The 18,675-nt window shown below is 75.8% G+C and carries 15 protein-coding genes; 12 read left to right on the top strand and 3 right to left on the bottom strand.

The features are described 5' to 3' along the window. Positions 1–31: 31 nt before the first annotated feature. The 3 genes from AB0469_RS04985 to AB0469_RS04975 form a co-directional block, all read right to left on the bottom strand. Entirely contained in the window at positions 32–1,699 is a 1,668-nt protein-coding gene (locus tag AB0469_RS04985; protein ID WP_366449907.1) for an AMP-binding protein, read from the bottom strand. Next, positions 1,696–2,904 (bottom strand): 5-aminolevulinate synthase, encoded by a 1,209-nt coding sequence (gene hemA, locus AB0469_RS04980; protein WP_366449948.1) that lies wholly within the window; start codon positions 2,902–2,904, stop codon positions 1,696–1,698. Before hemA ends, AB0469_RS04985 begins: the two co-directional genes overlap by 4 nt. A 69-nt stretch (positions 2,905–2,973) precedes the next feature. Beyond that, entirely contained in the window at positions 2,974–4,521 is a 1,548-nt protein-coding gene (locus tag AB0469_RS04975; protein ID WP_366449906.1) for an AMP-binding protein, read from the bottom strand. Positions 4,522–4,835: 314 nt separating this feature from the next. On the opposite strand from AB0469_RS04975, the gene AB0469_RS04970 reads away from it, so the two are divergent. The 12 genes from AB0469_RS04970 (at position 4,836) to AB0469_RS04915 (ending at position 18,598) form a co-directional block, all read left to right on the top strand. After that, complete coding sequence (locus tag AB0469_RS04970) at positions 4,836–4,991, top strand: thiazolylpeptide-type bacteriocin (protein WP_358891363.1); 156 nt, start codon at positions 4,836–4,838, stop codon at positions 4,989–4,991. A gap of 118 nt (positions 4,992–5,109) precedes the next feature. Continuing rightward, positions 5,110–5,262 (top strand): thiazolylpeptide-type bacteriocin, encoded by a 153-nt coding sequence (locus AB0469_RS04965; RefSeq protein WP_362054226.1) that lies wholly within the window; start codon positions 5,110–5,112, stop codon positions 5,260–5,262. 141 nt (positions 5,263–5,403) lie between these two features. Then, positions 5,404–6,423 carry a hypothetical protein gene (locus AB0469_RS04960; RefSeq protein WP_366449905.1) on the top strand — a complete coding sequence of 340 codons (1,020 nt, stop codon included), beginning with the start codon at positions 5,404–5,406 and terminating at the stop codon, positions 6,421–6,423. Next, a complete protein-coding gene (locus AB0469_RS04955) occupies positions 6,420–7,361 on the top strand; it encodes an ABC transporter ATP-binding protein (protein ID WP_366449903.1) in 942 nt (313 codons plus the stop codon). Before AB0469_RS04960 ends, AB0469_RS04955 begins: the two co-directional genes overlap by 4 nt. Then, positions 7,358–8,266, top strand: a complete 909-nt coding sequence (locus AB0469_RS04950; RefSeq protein ID WP_366449902.1) for an ABC transporter permease — start codon at positions 7,358–7,360, stop codon at positions 8,264–8,266. The genes AB0469_RS04955 and AB0469_RS04950 overlap by 4 nt, the downstream gene beginning before the upstream one ends. Next, positions 8,263–10,953, top strand: a complete 2,691-nt coding sequence (locus tag AB0469_RS04945; RefSeq protein WP_366449901.1) for a hypothetical protein — start codon at positions 8,263–8,265, stop codon at positions 10,951–10,953. Before AB0469_RS04950 ends, AB0469_RS04945 begins: the two co-directional genes overlap by 4 nt. Continuing rightward, positions 10,944–12,665 carry a hypothetical protein gene (locus tag AB0469_RS04940; RefSeq protein ID WP_366449900.1) on the top strand — a complete coding sequence of 574 codons (1,722 nt, stop codon included), beginning with the start codon at positions 10,944–10,946 and terminating at the stop codon, positions 12,663–12,665. Before AB0469_RS04945 ends, AB0469_RS04940 begins: the two co-directional genes overlap by 10 nt. Continuing rightward, positions 12,662–14,635, top strand: coding sequence for a TOMM precursor leader peptide-binding protein (locus AB0469_RS04935; RefSeq protein WP_366449899.1), 1,974 nt, complete (start codon positions 12,662–12,664; stop codon positions 14,633–14,635). The genes AB0469_RS04940 and AB0469_RS04935 overlap by 4 nt, the downstream gene beginning before the upstream one ends. A gap of 13 nt (positions 14,636–14,648) precedes the next feature. Next, entirely contained in the window at positions 14,649–16,124 is a 1,476-nt protein-coding gene (locus AB0469_RS04930; protein WP_366449898.1) for a hypothetical protein, read from the top strand. A gap of 1 nt (position 16,125) precedes the next feature. Next, complete coding sequence (locus AB0469_RS04925; RefSeq protein ID WP_366449897.1) at positions 16,126–17,109, top strand: thiopeptide-type bacteriocin biosynthesis protein; 984 nt, start codon at positions 16,126–16,128, stop codon at positions 17,107–17,109. After that, positions 17,106–18,320, top strand: a complete 1,215-nt coding sequence (locus tag AB0469_RS04920) for a cupin domain-containing protein (protein WP_366449896.1) — start codon at positions 17,106–17,108, stop codon at positions 18,318–18,320. The genes AB0469_RS04925 and AB0469_RS04920 overlap by 4 nt, the downstream gene beginning before the upstream one ends. 89 nt (positions 18,321–18,409) lie before the next feature. After that, entirely contained in the window at positions 18,410–18,598 is a 189-nt protein-coding gene (locus tag AB0469_RS04915; protein ID WP_366449895.1) for a hypothetical protein, read from the top strand. The last annotated feature ends 77 nt before the right edge of the window (positions 18,599–18,675 follow it).

Below are 18,675 nucleotides of genomic sequence, written 5' to 3'. Positions count from 1 at the left end.
CGGCCCTTCCCCGTCGACCGGTTGCGGCGGTCTACCGGAAGAATCCGGCCAGTTCGGCCTTCAGGATCTTCCCCGTGGGCCCGACGGGGTAGGCCTCGGTGAACGCGATCCGGCGCGGGTATTTGTAGCGGGCCAGCCGCTCCCCGCACCAGAGGGTGATCTCCTCCGCCAGGCCCGGGTCCGCCCGGACGCCGGGCACGGTCCGCAGCACCGCGCAGACCTCCTCGCCGAGCCGCTCGTGCGGGACGCCGACCACCGCGGCCTGCGCCACCGCCGGGTGGCCGAGGAGGACTTCCTCCACCTCGCGCGGATAGACGTTGTAGCCGCCCCGGATGACCACGTCCTTCTTGCGGTCCAGGACGCGCAGGTAGCCGTCCTCCTCCCGCACCCCGATGTCCCCGGTGCGCAGCCAGCCGTCGACCAGCACCTCGGCGGTGGCCTCGGGGCGGTTCAGGTAGCCGGCCATCAGCCCGTGCCCGCGTACGACGATCTCCCCGCGCTCGCCCCCGGGCAGCAGCCGGATCCTCCGCGCCTCGTCCGGGTCGGCGATGCCGACCTCGACGCCGGGGATCGGCAGGCCCACCGTGCCGGGCCGGCGCTCCAGGCCCGGCTGGTTGTAGCTGACGCTGGGGGAGGTCTCGGTGAGCCCGTACCCCTCGTAGACGGGAGCCCCCAGCACCTCCTCGACGCGCCGCAGCACCGCCGGGGGGAGCGAGGAGCCGCCGGAGTAGGCGCGCTCCAGCGGGGGCCGGCGCGGGTCGCGCTCGGCGGCGTCCAGCAGGGCCAGGTACATCGTGGGCACGCCCATGACGACCGTGCAGCCGTGGGCTGCCATGAGCTCCAGGGCGCGCGTGCCGCAGAAGCGGGACATCAGCACCAGGGTGGCGCCGGTGTGGAAGCACACCCCCATCCCGCAGATCTGGCCGAAGGTGTGGGACAGCGGCAGCGTGCCGAGGAGGACGTCGTCCCCGTCGAAGGCGAAGGGGGTGCGGGCGGTGGTCGTGATGTTCATGAGCACGCTGTGGTGCGTGAGCATCACCCCCTTGGGGGCGCCCGTGGTCCCGGAGGTGTACAGGACGACGGCGATGTCCTCGGGGGTCCGGGGGACCGGACCGGCGAGCGGCCGCACCCGGTCCGCCTCCCGGTCGAGCCAGGGCGCTCCCTCCGCGCCGACGGCTCCGCCGCCCGGCCCGTCCTCGTGCCCGTCCCCGTCCCCGTCCTCGTCCTCGTGCCCGTTCCCGTTTCCGTCCTCGTGCCCGTGCCGGTGCCCGTGCCCGTTCCCGTCCGCGTCGCCGTCCCCGTCGTGCACGCCGAGCAGCGCCACCCCCGCCGCCCGGGCGACGGGGGCCGCCCCGGGCAGCAGGGAGGCCGCGCAGACCAGCGCCACGGCGCCCGAGTCCCGCAGCACGTGGGCGATCTCGGGCGCCCGGGAGTGCTCGTGGACCGGTACGGCCGTGCAGCCCAGCGCGAGGGTTCCGTAGTAGGCCATCGGGAACGCCGGGCTGTTGGGCAGCAGCAGCGCGACCCGGTCCCCGGCGCCCAGGCCCCGGGCGCGCAGCGCGGCCGCGTACCGCAGGGCGCCGTCCCAGAGCTCGGCGTAGGAGTACGAGCGGTCCCCGAAGACCAGCGCGGGGTGCGCGGGCCTGCGGGCGGCCGACTCCGCCAGGACGGACGCCACCGACGAGGACGGGGAGCTCATGCGCCGGTCCGCGGCAGGCCGAGTTCGAGCCAGACCGAGTCGAGTGCCTCGACGAACTTCTCCACCTCGGCCGGCTCGGGCAGCGCGCCCGGCGCGATGCGCAGGATCTCCTCGCCGGTCTTCACGCTCGGGGCGTTGATGGACTGCACGTAGATCCGGTAGCGCTCCAGCAGCAGCGCCGAGGCCTTCTTGCAGGCGGCGTCCTCACCGATCAGCACCGACACGATGTGCGACTCGTCCGACAGGAACGGGATGCCCCGCTCCCGCAGCAGCCCGTGCAGCAGCTTCGCGTTGCGGTGCAGCGCGGTCCGCTCGGTGTCCGAGCCCGCCAGGTGGCGCACGGCGGCCAGCGCGCCCGCCGCCACCGCCGGCGGGAGGGAGGTGGTGAACACGAACGGCCGCGACAGGGTCCGCACCGCGTCGATCAGCGCGGCCGGGCCCGCGATGTAGCCGCCGGCGGTGCCGAAGCCCTTGCCGAGGGTGCCCATGACCACGTCGATCTCGTCGGCCAGCCCCTCGCCGGCCGCTATGCCGGCGCCGCGCGGGCCGTACATGCCGACCGCGTGGACCTCGTCGAGGAAGATCGTCGCCCCGTACCGGCGGGCGATCTCGGTGACCTCGCGGATCGGCGCGACGTCGCCGGACATCGAGTACACCGACTCCAGCACGATCAGCTTCGGCCGCTCCGGCGCCTCGGCCGCGATCAGCTCCTCCAGGTGCGCCGCGTCGTTGTGGCGGAAGATGCGCTTCGCGGCGCCGCTGTGGCGCAGCCCGTCGATGATCGAGGCGTGGTTCAGCTCGTCGGAGAAGACCACGCAGTCCGGGACCGCTCCGGCGATCACCGTCAGGGCGCCGTCGTTGGCGGTGTAGCCGGAGGTGAAGATCAGGGCCGCCTCCTTGCCGTGCAGCGCGGCGAGTTCGGTCTCCAGCTGCACGTGGACGTGGTTGGTGCCGCCGATGTTGCGGGAGCCGCCGGAGCCGGCGCCGAAGCGCTCCAGCGCGTCCCGCATGGCCGCCATGACCTGCGGCTGCTGGCCCATGCCGAGGTAGTCGTTGCTGCACCAGACGCTGATCTCGGCCGTGCCGTCGGCCGGGTCGGTGGAGGTGGAGGCGCTGGGGAAGCGGCCGGCCCGGCGGCCGAGCTCCAGGAACTCCCGCTTGCCGTCCGCGATCGCGGCGGCGGCGCGGTCCGTGAAGAACGCCAGGTGGGCCTGGGGGGACGCCAGGAGGGTCGGGGTCGTGGAAGTCGTCACGATGTCAGCTCGCTTTCTTCGTCAGTTCGAGGCCGCGCCGGAGACCGCCGCGCCCGCGAGGCGCCTGTGGTCGGGCTTTCCGGATTCGGTCAGGGGGAGTTCGGGCCACCGCACGATCCGTGCGGGGGCGTGGGCGGGGGAGAGGGACCGGGCGACGTGCCGGCGCAGTTCGTCCGGCTCGCAGGGGACGCGCAGCACCACGGCGGCGTGCACGGCCTCGCCGGTCACGGCGTCGGGCCTGCCGAACACCGCGCAGTCGGCGACGGCGGAGTGGGTGAGCAGGGCGCGTTCCACCTCGGCGGGCCGGACCTTGACCCCGCCCGCCTTGATCACCCGCCCGATGCGGTCGACCAGGTGGAAGCAGCCGTAGGAGTCGCGGCGCCCGAGGTCCCCGGTCCGCAGCCAGCCGTCCGGCAGCAGGGCCGCGGCGCTCTCGGCGGGCAGGCCCTGGTAGCCGGCCATCGCGTACGGGGAGCGCACCTGGAGCTCGCCGCAGTCGCCCTGCGGGACCTCGCGGCCGGTGTCGGGGTCGCAGACGCGGACCTCGACGCCCGGGAAGGGCCGGCCCACGCTGGGCAGCAGCTCCGGCTCGAAGTGGTCGAGCTGGTCCAGCAGGGTGATCCGGCCCGCCTCGGTGGAGCCGTAGCACTGTACGAGGCGGGGCCCGAAGACCCGTACGGCGGAGGCCAGCCGGGCCGGGGAGGCCACGCAGCCGCTGTAGATGAGCTGGCGCAGCGCGGACAGGTCCGTGCCGGCGGTGTCCGGGTGGTCCAGCAGCCGGTACAGCTGCGGGACGGTCAGGTAGACGCGGGTGATCCGCTCGGCGGCCAGGGCCCCCAGCACCCCGGCGGCGTCGAAGCCGTCGTGGACGACGAGGGAGCCGCCGGAGGCCAGGACCACGTCGGCCATGACGGCGACGGTGTGGCTGGTCGGGGTGACGATCAGCATCCGCTCCGGCGGCCCTCCCGCGAGGGAGCCGGCGTCGTCGAGAACGAGCCGGTTCCAGGCGGCGAAGGACTGCCGCACGCCCTTGGGGCGGCCGCTGCTGCCGCTGGTGTAGGTGACCACCGCGCAGTCGGGGGCCTGCGGGGCAGGCCCGTCCGGGGCCTCGCCGCCCCCTCCGGCACCGGGGTCGTCGAGCACGGCGACGGCCGTCGGCCGCGGGAGCAGACGGGCCAGTTCGGCACCGCGCGCGGCGTGGTCCGCGTCCGTCACGAGGACCGAGACCCCGCATTCCGCGAGGAGCCCGGCCTGTTCGGCGGCCGGCAGCGGCAGGTCCGAGCCGGGGTTCACCGACCGCACGTACATCACGCCGGCGCCCAGGAGGTGGGCCGCGTACCGCGCGGTGAACGTCAGCGGGTGGTTGGGGCCGGTGAGGATCCCGACCATGGCGCCCGGCCCGGCGCCCGCGGCGCGCAGCGCCTCGTGGGCCCGCTGCACGGAGCGGACGAGCGCGGCCCCGTCGAGGGTGCCGGCCCCGCCCCGGATGCGCGCCCGCCGGGGGTCCCGGGCGAGTACGCCGAGGATCCGGGAGACGTAGTGCCCTTGCGCAGTGGATCGTCCGGTCACGCCGCCATTCCGTTCCCTCTGAAGCCGAGTCCCTCGCATGCTCGGCCGGGTGGGGGCGCCCGGACAAGGTTTCCGGGAGAAGCACTGACATGGATCACGTGAGGTCGTGACATTTGTCATTCCGGACGCCGGGAAAGCAATCAGGGAATCGCGCGCGCGTACCCGTAAAGGCGCCCCGTGACGAATGTAACGGGGCGCCATGACCTGTGTCAGGGGAAGCCCTTGAGGTCTTCCGGAAGTCGATTCGGGCGAGCAATGATTCTTCTCGTCAGGCCGACCGGCCAGGCAAACGGAAAACCTGAAAGGGAATTCACATGGACAAGAACCTGGGTACCGAGGACTTCGCTTCCTTCGAGCTCGAGGAGATCGAGGTCCTCGACGTCGCCGAGGGTGCGGCCCTCCCCGAGGTCGGCGCCTCCAGCGGTGACTGGCTGTGCTGCTCCTCGTCGTCCTCCTCGTCCTGCTGCTGAGCTGACGACGGCAGTACGCCGCAAGCACGTCCGAGCAAGGCGCCCCGCCCTCCGTCGAAAGACGGCGGGCGGGCGCCTGCCCCGCCCCCACCCGTGAAATTCAGAGAAAGGAATTCGCATGGACAAGCTGAGTGCCGAGGACTTCGCTTCCTTCGAACTGGAGGACCTCGAGGTCCTCGACGTCGTCGACGGTGTGGCCCTCCCTGAGATGGGCGGATCCCGCGGTGACTGGCTGTGCTGCTCGTCTTCGTCGGCCTCGTCCTGCTGCTGAAGCGGATCCAGGACCGGGAGCACCCCCGCACGGTGTTCCGGTGAACGAGAGGTGAAACTCGTGGAAGGCGCCCCGAACGAGCGCACGATCGGCCTGCGCTTTCATGCGCAATCACCGATCGGACCCGCATGGATTTCGCAGGTGATGGTACCGGTGGTGCGGTCCCTGCGCATCGAGCACAACGCCACCGTGGCCTATCTGGCCCGTGGCTGGAAGCACGGCCCGCACGTCGAACTCATCGCCCGCGGCCCGGACGGAATTCCGTGGCAGGACGTCGCCGGCTCCATCGACTGGCGGCTGGAGGAGCTCCCCGAGACGATGACCGGGGAGCAGTACCTCGCCCAGGCCCGTGAACTGGGCCGCCTGGAACGCGTGGAGCCCCCCTACCTCCCGCTGCACCCGCGCGGCACCGTCGAGTTCTTCGAGCGGAACTCCGGCATCACCTGGCCCGACGCCCTGGAAGCCCCCCGCGACCTGGCACTCACCCGTATGTTCACCCCCCTGGCCCGGCTGATGGACCTCGCCGCCGGCCGGGACGCCGGCGTTCCCGTGACGGCCCTCGCCGAGGCGTTCACCGCCCTGTGCACGGCCCACCCCGGCGGCCCCGCCTACGGGGTGTTCTCGCTGCGCTCGCACGCCGAGGCCTTCCTGCACTGGGCGGGCTCCGTCAAGGACCCGCGCCCCTCCTTCGCCCGCCGGCGCGAAGCCGACGCGCCCATGCTGCGCGCGGTCGTCGAGCGGGCCCGCGACGGCGCCGAGAGCGCCGAAGCCGCCGAGTTCCGCGCGGCGTTCGCGTACGGCATGGGGGTCTTCGACACCGCGGCGGCCCGCGGCGACCTCAGCGCCGAGCTGCTCGACGGGCTGGCCCCCGTCATGGACCGCCGGTCCACGGCCCCGCCCGGACACCGCGGACCCGTCGGCGAGGGCCGCAGCGAATTCCACGCGACCGTCGCCGAGAGCCGGGTCGCGGACCGGACCCCGTCCTGGTTCGCCTCGTACCGGCTCCTCATCAACCTGTTCTACAGCCGGCTCCCCCTGCTCGGCGTGACACCCATCCAGCGCTACTACCTGTGCTTCGCCATCGCCGAGACGGTCGACGAGGTGTACGGGGAGAACTGGCGCGAGCGGCTGCGGCGCGCAGCGGAGAGGAAGGCGGCGTGAGCACGCTCAGCCTGCCCACGGCCGGCCCGGCCACGGGGACCGCCGGGGACGACGGCGACCTCGCCATCCGGACCTCCGGCCTGCACAAGGCGTACGGCGCCCACGTCGCCGTCGAATCCGTGGACCTGGAGGTCCGCCGCGGCGAGGTGTTCGGCGTGCTCGGCCCCAACGGCGCCGGCAAGACGACCACCATCGAGATCCTGGAGGGCTTCCGGCGCCGCTCCGGCGGCTCCGTCAGCGTCCTCGGCGAGGACCCCGGCCAGGCCGGGCGCGCCTGGCGCAACCGCATCGGCATCGTCCAGCAGAGCGGCACCGACCACGAGGGCTGGCGGGTCGGTGAACTCGTCGAGCAGATCGGCCTGTGCTACTCCGACCCGCTCCCCGTCCGGGACGCGCTGGAGCTCGTGGACCTCGCCGGCCGCCCCAAGGCCCTCCTCGGCTCCCTCTCCGGCGGCCAGCGCCGCCGGCTGGACCTGGCCCTCGCGGTCGTGGGCCGCCCCGAGCTGCTGTTCCTCGACGAGCCGACCACCGGCCTCGACCCGCAGGCCCGCCGCGACTGCTGGGCCATGATCGAGCGGCTGCGCGACGAGGGCACCACCGTGCTCCTCACCACCCACTACCTCGACGAGGCCGAACGGCTCGCGGACCGCGTGGCGGTCCTCGCCGGCGGCCGCGTACGGGAGGTCGCGCCCCCCGCGGAACTGGGCGGCGGCGACGCCGGGACCGAGGTGTCCTGGCGCGAGGACGGCCGCACCCGCACCGTCACCACCGCCGAGGTCGGACCCGTCCTGGAGGACCTGCGCGCCCGCCTGGGCACCGACGTGCCCGGACTGGAGATCCGCCGCCCCTCCCTGGAGAGCCGCTACCTGCGGCTCATCGAGGACGCCGGCCGCCACCGCGGCGGCGACGACACGCACGAAAGGAGCAGGACCCGATGACGCCCACCCCGACCCTCGACGCCGAGAGCGCCGCCGCCACCGCCGAGGCCCCGGCGAAGGCCCCCGCGAAGGCGCCGATCGGCACCGTGGCCGCCCGCGGTCCGCTGCCGGGCGTCTTCCGCACCGGCGTCCTGCGCGCCCGCGCCGAACTGCGGGTCTTCTTCCGCAACCGCACCGCGGTGGCCATGAACATGGCGCTGCCCGTGGTCCTGATGCTGCTCTTCGGCTCGATCTTCACGATGAAGGCCGGCGACCACACCGTCTCCATGCACGACGTGGTCGTCGCGGGCGTCCTCGCCTCCGGCGTCATGTCCGCCGCGTTCGGCGTCCTCGCCACCGGCATCGCCCTGGAGAGCGGCGACGGCTCGCTGAAGCGGCTGCGCGGCACCCCGTTCGCGACGGGCGGCTACTTCCTGGCCAAGACCGTGCTGGTCCTCGTCCTGGCGCTGCTCCAGTCCGTCGCCGTACTGGCCCTGGCCGTGGTCGTGTTCGACTTCCGGCTGCCCGACACGGCCGGCCGCTGGGCCACCCTGGCGTGGGTGTTCCTCCTCGGCTCCGCCGCCACCGCCCTGCTGGGCATCGCGGTGGGCTCGCTGATCACCGACCGGCGCACCATCACCGCCGCCGTCCAGTTCCCGTTCGTCCTGCTCCAGTTCGTCTCCGGGGTCTACTACTCCTTCTCCGGGCTGCCCGACACGGTGCAGCGCATCGGCGCGCTCTTCCCGCTGAAGTGGATGGCCCAGGGCATGCGGGCGGCGCTGCTGCCCGACGACATGGCCGCCCTGGAGCCCGCGCACAGCTGGGAACTCGGCCGGGTCGCCCTCGTGCTGGGCGCCTGGGTCGTCGGCGGACTGCTGCTGTGCGTCGCGGCGCGCACGCACCGGATCCGGAAGGACTTCCGGTGACCGTCACAGAAGAACGCCCGCCGACCGTCCTGCGGGACGCCGCCGCGCAGGCCACCGCCGGGGAGGACACCCCGGTGAGCGCCGTCGCGACCGCCCCGTGGGACGGGACCGCAGAGCCGGCCGCCGCGCAGGCCACCGCCGGGGAGGACACCCCGGTGAGCGCCTCCGCCGACACCCCGGGGCGCCCCCCGGCGGAGCGGACCGAGCCCGTCTGGATGCTGCGGATCAACCCCCTGCGCCGCACCCGGCTCGCCGACCCGGCCCTGGCCGGCGTCCTCGACGAACTGGCCCGCGTCGAGGCCGAGCTGGCCGTGCGGGCCACCGCCTGCACCGACGCCCTGTACGAGCGCATCGGCGCGGCCCCCGCCGACGAGCGGGCCGCCCTGGTCGCCGTACGCCGGGCCGTGCACAACGACAAGGTCCCGGCCAGGCTGCCGGACCCGGCCCCCGCCGAGTTCCTGGCCTGGCTGGAGCTGCGCGTCCTGCGCGACGGCCTCCTCGCCGAGGCGGCCGAGGAACACCCCCGGGCCCTGGCCCGCGAGCGCGGCACCCTCTCCGGCCTCCTCGGGGACGAGGACCTGCTGCGCTCGCTGGCGCTGCTGGCCCCCGAGGTGCACCGGGCGGCCGTCGGCTACCGCGAGGGCACCCTGTCCCGCGCCGCCAAGTCCGAGCGCGGGCTGCTCCAGTACGTGACCCGCGCCATGATGCGCACCAGCCCGCTCGCCCGCTTCACGGCGGTCGGGCTGGCGGTCCCCTCGCCCGGCGCCGCCCGCCCCGACGAGGTGTCCTTCACCGGGGCCCGCTCCTTCCCGCACCTCGACCAGGCGATGCTCGGCTACGTCGCCCGTACCGCCGACCCCGCCACCCCGCCGGGCCCCGGCACCTGGGTCCGGCAGTCCCCCAGCCTCTCCCCGGGCCCCGGCCCGGACCGGATCTCCTTCGTGAAGGCGGGCGACGACGCCACCCGGCTGCTGTCGACCGCCCTCACCGAACCCCTGCGGCGGCTCCTCAACGCCACGGACATGGGCCCCCGTACCGCCGGCGCGATCGCCGGCGATGTCGCCCGTGCCCTCGGCACCACCCCCGAGCAGGCCCTGGGCGTCGTCCTCGGCTCCCTGAACGCCGGACTGCTGTGCACGACCGACGGCCCGGAGGACTGCGACGCCGACCCGCTCGCCGAGTCCCCGCGCCACGAAGGACTGCGGGCCGCCCTGTCCGGGCTCGCCGGCGCCGGCCACGCCGAGCGCGCCGACGCCCTGCGCGGCATCGACGCGCTCACCGCGGAGCTGACCGCGCAGGCCCGCCGCCCGGCGGTCCTGCCCGTCTCCGAGAACTACCTCCTGGCCCCGGCCGAGGTCGACACCGGCAGCCTGGACCGGCAGCTGAACGACCTCGCGCACGCCATGGAGTTCCTGTCCGCCTTCGACCGGCTCCACGACATCCGCGCCGTGCTCACCGACGTGTTCGTCGAGCGCCACGGCCGCGGTGCCTCCGTGAACCTCACCGACCACGCCCGCGACCTGGTGCGCGCGGTCAACGAGCGGGTGGTGTCCGGCAGCGGGAGCCTGACCGGGCTGCGCGTCCTGCGCACCCGGCTGCTCGGCGAACTCCGCGCCGACCTCGCGGGCCGCCGGGCCGACACCGAGGTGGTGTGGGACGCCGAGTGGCTCGCGGAGCTGGCCGCGCCGCTGCCCGACCGGTTCCGCCGGGACGCCGTCGCCTACAGCGTCCTGGTCCAGCCGGCCGGCGAGCGGCTGGTGGTCAACGACTCCTACCCCGGCCACGGCATGCTCTACGGCCGCTTCCTCGGGCACGACGCCGAACTCGGCGGGCAGGCCCTGCCGCGGCTGCGCCGGCGCCTCCAGGAGCGGCACGGCGCGCACGGCACCGTCCTCGCCGAGGACCGCGGCCTGCACGGGGTCAGCGTCAACGCCCACGCGCCCGTCCTCGACCGGCGGCTGCGCGCCGACGACTGGTACGGGCTGAGGCTCGTCCACGACCCGGACCGCGAACGGCTGTACGTCGAGGACGCCGACGGCCGCCCGCTGCACGTCCTCACCCTCGGCACGGGACACCCCGAGCTGCTGCCGCCCCCGCTGCGGCTCGCCAACTGGCTGGTCATGGGCGGCCGGCTGCTGCCCGACCTGGGCATGCCCGGCGGCCTCGGCGGCCCCGGCCCCGGCGGAGTGCCCACCGAGCCGGCCACGCCCCGGCTGCTCGCCGGCTCCGTCGTCCTCCAGCGCCGCCGCTGGTACCCGGGCGAGGACTTCGAGCAGGCCGTCCGGCAGGGGCCCGGCGAGGCCGACCGGATGCTGGCGCTGACGCGCTGGCGCGCCCGCCACGGGGTGCCGGCCGAGGTCGTCCTCAAGCCCGCCGCCGCCGGCAACGCCGCAGCCGGTTCCGGAGGGTCCTCCGCCAAGCAGCGCAAACCGCAGTACGTCGACCTCACCAGCGCACTGCTCGGCCGCGTGCTGCCGCGCTTCCTCGAGCGCGACGGCAGCGGCTTCGTGGAAGAGGCCCTGCCCGCCGCGGGCGCGTCTCCGCACGCCTACGAGTGGGCGGTCGAGATCAGCAGGCCGTCCGGCGGACGGTTCACCTACACCCGGCCCGGCGACGGGCCCACCGACGACCGGGCACCCGAACGGCACCGGCACTTCAAGGACCAGGGAGAGCGATCATGCGGATGAGACTGCGCCCGGCCCTGCACTACGCACCGGTGCGGGACGGCGTCTACTTCGGAGCCGAGGGCACGTCGTTCGTCGTGCGCGGGCCGGCGGCGCTGTTCAAGGTGGCCGACGTGTGCGTCCCGCTGCTGGAGGACGGCGCCACCGAGGACTCCCTCGTCGCCGCCCTCGGCAATGAGGCCGCCCGGCCCGTGGTGGCCATGCTGCTGAACACCTTCAGCCGCCAGGGCCTGCTCCTCGACCTGGACGCCCTCAGCGTCCCGGAACCCGACGCCGCGACCCGTGAGCGCCACCGCGACGTCCTCGCCGACCTGGAGACGCTGCACGACGACCCGTACGCGGCCTTCGCGCGGCTGCGCGCCGCCACCGTGCTGCTCTGCGGCCCGGCCGCCTTCGTGCTGCCCGCCGCCCGCGGGCTCGCACGGTCCGGCGCCGGCCGCCTCGTGCTCGCCGTACCGGACGCGGACGCCGCCGCCGTCGCCGACACGGCCGAGCGGCTGGGCGCCGAGCTGCTGCCGCTGACGGCCGGCGGCGTCGAGGTGGCCGCGGACGCGGCCGTCGTCTTCGCCCCGGGCGAGCTGCTCGACGCGGCGGTGGCCGCGCAGGCCGCGCTGCTTCCGGCGGACTGCGCGGTCCTCCCGGTCCGCCAGGACGAGCGCTTCCACCTGGTCGGCCCGCAGGAGTCCGGCGACCCCGGCCGGGCGCGGGCCGTGGCCGCCCGCGTCGGCCACTGGGCCGACGCCCCCGGCGCCGCCCCGCTGGGCGCGGCGGCCGGAGCGCTGGCCGGCGCCCTCGCCGGGCAGCTGGCCTACCGGGTGCTGACCGGTACCGCCGGAGCCGCCGGCGAGAGCGCGTACGTGGTCCACGGCGCCGAACTGAACGCCTCCCGCGTCGACCTGGCACCGCTGCCCCCGGCCGGCCCGGCCGCCGACCTGGACGAGGCCGTGGCCCGCGTCCAGGCCGTCGCCGCCCAGTGGACCGGCCCGTTCGCGCTGGTCACCCCCGAGAACCTGCCGCAGCTGCCGCTGGGCGTCGCCGAGGCCGAGCACCGGGACGGCACCGCCGGCTCCGTCGCCGCCTGGGGCGCCGACCAGCGCTCCTCGTCGGTGGCCGCCGCGCTGGCCGCCCTGCGCGCCCAGCAGCGTCCCGGCCCGGAGGCCGTCGCCGCCGCCGGCACCACCGAGGACCGCTGGCTGCTCGACGGCACCCTGCGGCTGCTCGCCGACCGGGCCGAACCCACCGGTGACGCCCCCGCGTTCGAGGACCTCGACAAGGCCGCCCAGGTGCTCTGGCGCACCCTGGAGGACCACGAGTTCCTGACCGTGGGGCTGAGCCTGCTCGCGGTGCCGGGCGTGGAGTGGCCGCTGGCCGTGGTCCACGACCGCGCCACCGGCGAGGACGTGGCCTCCGCCTGGGGTCCCGACCGCGCCGGCGCGGTCACCGCCGGCCTCAGCACCGCGCTGACCCGCGTCCAGACCCGCCGGATCCGCGGGCGCGAGCTCGTCGCCGCCGGCCCCGACACCACCGCGCTGCTGCACGTCGACGACGCGGCGCTGGCCGCGCTGGCCGAGCGGACCCGGCTGTGGATCACCCCGGCCGGGGCACGCGCCGCCGACCCGGTCGCGGGCGGGACCCCGCTGTGGTTCGGCACCGTGACGGGCCGTCCGGCCGCGGACTCCGTCGCCGAGGCCCTGCCGAAGGAGGCCCTGGCATGACGACCGCCCCCGCCCCCGCCCCCACGGCCGCGGCCGTGCCGGCCGTTCCGGCTCCGGCCGTTCCGGCGGGCCCCGGCGCCGCCGGCCCGGCAGGGCTGCCCGATCTGGCCGGGCTCCTCGGCCGGTACGCCCGTACGGCCGGCCTGGCCGAGGGCTCCGTCACCCTGCACTCCGGCTGGGACCTCGACCGCGAGCGCGACCTGTACCGGCGGGCCGACGAGGACGGACGGCCCTACCTGTCCGTCCGGATCGCCGGCAACGAGGCCCAGGTCGGCCCCCTGCGGGTGCCCGGCACCGACTCCGGCTGCCCCGGCTGCGCCGAGACGCGGGCCCGGATCGCCGTCGACCACCCGCTGGCCGACCGGATCGACCAGCCCGTGCGCGGCGCCCGCCCGCCGCGGCCCTTCCTCGCGGAAGCGCTCGCCGCCGCCCTGGACGCCCTCGCCGAGCACCCCCTCGCCCCCGGTGAGCTCCTCGCGGTGGGCGCTTCCGGCGTCTCCCGCCACCGGATCGTGCGCACCTTCAACTGCCCCGTCTGCGCAGGGCCCGCCGGCGCGCCCGACCCGGCGGCCCGGCCGCCCCGGCTGGTGCTCGACGACCCGGCCGCCTCGCCCGGCGACCCGGTCCGCGGCACCGGCGGCGACGCGCTGCTGGCCCCGGGGGCGCTGCGCCGCCGCCTGGTCGACCCGCGCTTCGGCCCGGTCCTCCAGGTCATGCGCGACCTCGACGCCCCGTACGCGATGAGCAACGCGGTGCTGCCCGAGTCGCCCGCGTACGGCTACGGCCGGGCCCTGACCTTCGACCGCGCCGAGTCCGTCGCGGTCCTGGAGGCCTACGAGCGCATGGGCAGCTTCCCGCACCACGGGCAGGTCCTCACCGGCCTCTCCCACCGGGAGGTCGCCGACCGCGCCCTCGACCCGGTCACCCTCGGCACCTACACCGAGGAGCAGCTCGCCCACCCCCTGTCCCGCGTCATCCCGAGCACCCCCGACACCCCCATGGACTGGGTGTGGGGCCACGACCTCGACACGGGCGAGCCGGTCCTCGTCCCCGCCGAAGTCGGCTTCTACCGCTACGAGTACCTGCACCGCCACGACCGCCACGGCGCCCGCCGCGACCAGCACGCCGACCGCCGCCGCAGCCACTTCCCGGACTCCTCCAGCGGCTGCGCCCTCGGCTCCGGGCCCACCGAGGCGGCCCTGCACTCCCTCCTCGAACTCGCCGAGCGGGACGCCTTCCTGCTGTCCTTCCACCGGGCGCAGCCGCTGCCCGCCATCGACCCGGCGAGCCTGACCGACCCGCTCTCGCGCCGGCTCCTCGACACCATCGACATCCACGGCTACGACGCCCACCTGCTGGTCGCCACCCAGGACATCGACATCCCGGTGGTGTGGGCCATGGCCGTCAACCGGACCGGCGGCCACCCGGCCAGCTGGTCCGCCGCCGGCTCGGGCGCCGACCCGCAGTCCGCGGTGCGCGCCGCGCTGTGGGAGCTCACGCAGATGTGCACCCGGCCCCCGGCCGACCCCGAGGCGGGTGCGGCCATGGTCGCCGACCCCTGGCAGGTGGACCTGCTGGAGGACCACGTCGACCTCTACAACCGGCCCGAGACCCTGCCCCGGCTCACGACCGTCCTCGGCGGCCCCCGGGTCACGCTCCAGGAGGCCTTCCCGGACTGGCCGGACCGCCTGGTGCGGGCCGCCGGCGGCACCGTACGGGGCGCGCTGGACTTCGTACGGGCCCGGTTCGCGGACGCCGGCCTGGACCGGGTCGTCCTGGTCGACCAGTCCACCCGCGACCACACCGACCTCGGCCTGGCCGTGGTCAAGGCGGTCGTCCCCGGGATCCTCCCGATGTGCTTCGGCCACGCCCAGCAGCGCCTCGCCGGACTGCCCCGGCTCACCGCCGCGCTGCGCGGCACCCCGCAGGAGCACCGCAGCGCCCCCTACGACCCCCATCCCTTCCCCTGAGAGGCGGCACCCGATGACGACGGACACCCTGTCCCGCCGCGTGCTGCGCTACGCCCACGCGCAGGGCACCGGCCGCTCGCAGTTCCCCACCCCGGCCCAGGTCGCCGAGGCCTCCGGGCCGCTCCCCGACGGGGCGGCCGGGGCGGACTGCGCCCCGCTGCCCCACGGGACCACCGAGCTGCTGGAGCGCGCCGCGTTCCCCGCGGGCCGGGTGGCCGGGGCGGACCGGCTGCCGGAGCGGGCGCTGCTCGCGGCGTTCGGCCTCCAGCGGGCCGAGCTGACCAACCCGTACTTCGAGCACCGCGCGCTGCCGTCCGTACGCAGCCTCTTCCCGGTGCACGCCTTCCTCACCGGCGAGGGCCCCGCCCGGGTCCTCGACGTGCACCGGCACGCGCTGGCGGAGCTCCCCGGCGCCGCCCGCGACGGGGCCCGGCGGATCCTGCTGGCCGGCCGGTACACCCGGCTCCCGGCCTTCTACGGACCGCTGCGCGGCACGCTCACCGAGCTGGAGATGGGCATCTCGCTCCGCTCGCTGGCGGTGGGCCTGGAGCTGTTCGGCCTGGAGGGCCGGCTCGGCCTCCCGGCCTCAGGCGAGGCCCTGGCCGGCCTGGGCCTCACGGACCGGGAGTGGTCCTGGCCCCTCACCGTCGACCTGGCCGGCGGAGATCCGGCCCCGGCCGTGGCGCCGCCGGCAGGCGCGGGAGGGTCCGGCGCGACGGCGGGAGGCGGGCCGGGCGGGGAGCGGCTCCGCGCGACGGCGCCCGCCGACCCCTCCCTCGACGAGGTGCTGGCCGTCAACCGGGCCCAGGCGTCCCTCGGCGACACCGCCGCGGTACCCCTCGGCCCCGCCATCGCCTCCGGCGCCGCCGCCCGGGACCTGTCCTGGGCCGAGGTCCTCTGGGAGCGCGGCTCCGGCCGGATGCCCCGCGGCCTCACCGGCATGGCGGGCCGTCTGCGCCGGGTCCCGGAGGGATCCCTGGCCGGCGCCGCCGCCTGGGCCGCCGTCCCGCCGCCGGGCGGGCTCCTGCGCCGGGTCGCGGAGCACGTCGAGGTCACCGTGGCCGTCCAGGCCACCGACGGCTTCGAGGACGGGGTCCACCGCCTCACGGGCGGCCGGCTGCTGCCGCACCGGCCCGGCCCCGGCGTCCTGGCCGCGCTGGAGCGCGACTACGGCTACAACCTGGCCCCCGGCAACGGCTGCGACGTCCGCCACGCCTCCGCGGTCTGGTTCTGCTCGGTCCGCCAGCACGAGCTCGTCGCCGAACTCGGCCCGGGCGCCTGGACCCTGGCCCAGTACGTGGCGGGCTGGATCACCCAGGGCCTGTGCCTGAACGCCGCCGCCCACGGGCTCTACGCACGCCCGGCGCGCGCCTTCGACGGGCTCGCCGTCCAGCGGCCGCTGGGGCTCGCGCCCGACGAGACCGTCCTGCTGTCCGTCATCAGCGGCACCCCGCGCTTCAACGGACTCCCCCTGGACCTGAGGTTGTGACATGAAGGAAAACGCGAACACGACGACGACACCGGCCGCGGCGGACGCCCCGGAGAGGGCCTGGACCTCCTGGCACCTGCACCTGGCGGCCTCCGACCGGTCCCTGGGCGACCGCGTCGTCACCGACGTGGTCGGCCCCGCCATGGCCGAACTGCCGTCCGGCAGCTGGTTCTTCATGCGCTACTGGCAGGGCGGCCCGCACGTCCGCCTGCGCGCCCGTGACCTGCGGGACCCGGCGGCCGCAGCGCTGGGCCGCGTACTGGAGGAGCGGCTCGCGGCCGCGAACGTCCTGCTGCCCGGTGAGAAGCCCCTGGACCCGGCCCGGTTCGCCGTGCAGTCCCGGCGGCTGGCCGCCGCGGGGGAGGGCGGGGTCCCGGTCGAGGAGCGGGAGCTGCTGGCGCCGGGGGTGTACGGGAGCGTGTACGTCCCGGAGTACGACCGCTACGGCGGCGCCGGCCTGATCGCCGTCTCCGAGGACCTCTTCGGCACCTCCAGCGAGCTGTGCCTGGCGTTCCTGCGCACCCGGCCCTCCGACCGGGCGCGCACGGCGCTCGCCCTGCGGGCCACCGCGGCCGCCGCCTCCGTGCTCGACGCGGGCCTCTTCGCCGCCTTCGGCGCCGGCTCCTGGAGCGACTGGGCGCTGCGCGCCGGCTACCCGCAGGAGGTGCTGACCGCGCTGGAGGCGGAGTGCGTCATCGCGGCCGACCGGCTCACCGCCGACGGCCACGACCTGATGGCGCGCGCCACCACCTCCCCGGGCCCGCTGCGCTCCTGGCGCGCGGCCCTGTCGGAGGCCGTCGCGGGGCAGCTCGGCGCGGCGGGCACGTACACGGCCCGGATCGTCTTCTCGCACGTCCACATGCTCCACAACCGGCTCGGCCTGGGCACGCTCGACGAGCTGCGCAGCTACCTCCTCCTGGCCCGCCAGGCCGGAGCCGCGACCTCGGCCACCACCCCCCTCACGACCGCAGCGAGGACGGCATGACGACGACCAGCACCCCCTCCGCCTCCGCCCTGTCCCGGCCGGCCTTCGCGGCGCTCGGCCGGCTGACCGCCGATCCGGAGGCCTTCCGGGCCGAAACCCCGGCCGAACCCGTGGTGTTCCGCGCCCCCGGGGACTTCTCGGACCTGTTCGGCTGGGCGGCCCTCGACGCCTCCCTCGCGTCGTCCGGCCGCCGCCTGCCCGACTTCCGGGTGATCAGCGGAGGCGCCCAGATCGCCGACCAGCGCTACACCCGCCCCACGCTGATGTACGCGGACGCACCCGACGTGCGCAGGACGGCGGGTGAACTCGCCGAGGGCGCCTCGCTGGTGATGCAGGGCCTCCAGGAGTACAGCGAGCCCCTCGCCCGCTTCACCCGCGCCCTGGCCCACGACACCTCGCGGCCCGTCCACGTCAACGCGTACATCACCCCGCCCAAGTCCCAGGGCTTCGCGGCCCACTTCGACCCGCGCGACTCCTTCATCGTGCAGGTCGAGGGCACCAAGGTGTGGACCCTGCGCGAGCCGGTCCTGCCCGCCCCGCTCGCCCACGAGTCCTGGGACCGCCTGCGCGAGCGCCCCGAGTGGACGACGGAGCGGCTGGAGGGGATCGAGCCGTGGAAGGTCCTCACCCTCGAACCCGGTGACGTGCTGTGGCTGCCGCGCGGCTGGGTGCACTCGGCGCGCAGCGAGGGAGTCTCCTCCCTGCACCTCACGCTGAGCCTCACGGCGTGGACCGAGCACTGGGCGGTGGGCGAGCTCCTCTCGCGCGTCGTCGAGGTGCCCGGCCGTACGACGTTCCCCGCGGACTTCGTGCGCGACCCGGCCACGGCCGCCGAGGCGGTGGCCGGCCTGCGCCGGGGCCTGGCCGACTGGTTCGCGCAGACCTCCGACGAGGAGCTGGCGGCGATCCTGGCCAAGGCCGCCGTCCGGGAGTTCCCGGCCCCGCTGCGCCAGGTCTCGGCGGTGCTGGCCGACGAGGCGATCACCCCGGACACCGTGTTCGAGGTCCACCGCGAGACGGTGCTGAGCGCCGTCGTGGACGGCGGGCACCTGCTCCTGCACCTGGCGGACCGGGTCCTGACCTTCCCCGGGGCGGCCGCCCCGGTCCTGGCAGACCTGCTGGACCGCCCCCGCTTCACCCTGGCCGACCTGCCCGTTTCGCAGGACGTCGTCCGCCGGCTGTGGCACGAGGGCCTCCTCACCCGCGCCTGACCCGACCCCGCCCCGTGCGCCCTCCCCCGGCGCACGGGGCGCCCCGCCCGTACATCCCGCCGTACGCCCCGCTCCGAAGGAGAACCGTCATGCAGTCCCGTCCCTTGATCACCGTCGCCCTGGTCGTCGCCCTCACCCTGGGGGTGGTCGTCGCGATCGGCGCGCTGCCCCACGACGTGCAGCCGATGCCCCGCATCCTGGCCCTGGCGATCGGCATCTCCACCGTGGTCCACACCCTCCGCCGGCCCCGTGGCGGAGCCCCGAAGGCCTCCCGTTAGGCCGGGTCGGCCGGGACCGTGAAGATCCGGTCCAGGTGGTGGCGCAGCACGGCGGAGGCCGAGTCGGGTCCGCGCCG

This window comes from Streptomyces sp. NPDC093801, assembly GCF_040701585.1.
Classification (GTDB): Bacteria; Actinomycetota; Actinomycetes; order Streptomycetales; family Streptomycetaceae; genus Streptomyces.
Note: the sequence above shows the minus strand (reverse complement) of the source record. Positions and strands in the feature narration are given on the sequence as shown.

Coding starts and splice junctions, on each gene's coding strand:
- AB0469_RS04985 (WP_366449907.1), bottom strand. CDS start 1,699: ATGAGCTCCCCGTCCTCGTCGGTGGCGTCCGTCCTGGCGGAGTCGGCC.
- AB0469_RS04970 (WP_358891363.1), top strand. CDS start 4,836: ATGGACAAGAACCTGGGTACCGAGGACTTCGCTTCCTTCGAGCTCGAG.
- AB0469_RS04965 (WP_362054226.1), top strand. CDS start 5,110: ATGGACAAGCTGAGTGCCGAGGACTTCGCTTCCTTCGAACTGGAGGAC.
- AB0469_RS04950 (WP_366449902.1), top strand. CDS start 7,358: ATGACGCCCACCCCGACCCTCGACGCCGAGAGCGCCGCCGCCACCGCC.
- AB0469_RS04940 (WP_366449900.1), top strand. CDS start 10,944: ATGCGGATGAGACTGCGCCCGGCCCTGCACTACGCACCGGTGCGGGAC.
- AB0469_RS04935 (WP_366449899.1), top strand. CDS start 12,662: ATGACGACCGCCCCCGCCCCCGCCCCCACGGCCGCGGCCGTGCCGGCC.
- AB0469_RS04930 (WP_366449898.1), top strand. CDS start 14,649: ATGACGACGGACACCCTGTCCCGCCGCGTGCTGCGCTACGCCCACGCG.
- AB0469_RS04925 (WP_366449897.1), top strand. CDS start 16,126: ATGAAGGAAAACGCGAACACGACGACGACACCGGCCGCGGCGGACGCC.
- AB0469_RS04920 (WP_366449896.1), top strand. CDS start 17,106: ATGACGACGACCAGCACCCCCTCCGCCTCCGCCCTGTCCCGGCCGGCC.
- AB0469_RS04915 (WP_366449895.1), top strand. CDS start 18,410: ATGCAGTCCCGTCCCTTGATCACCGTCGCCCTGGTCGTCGCCCTCACC.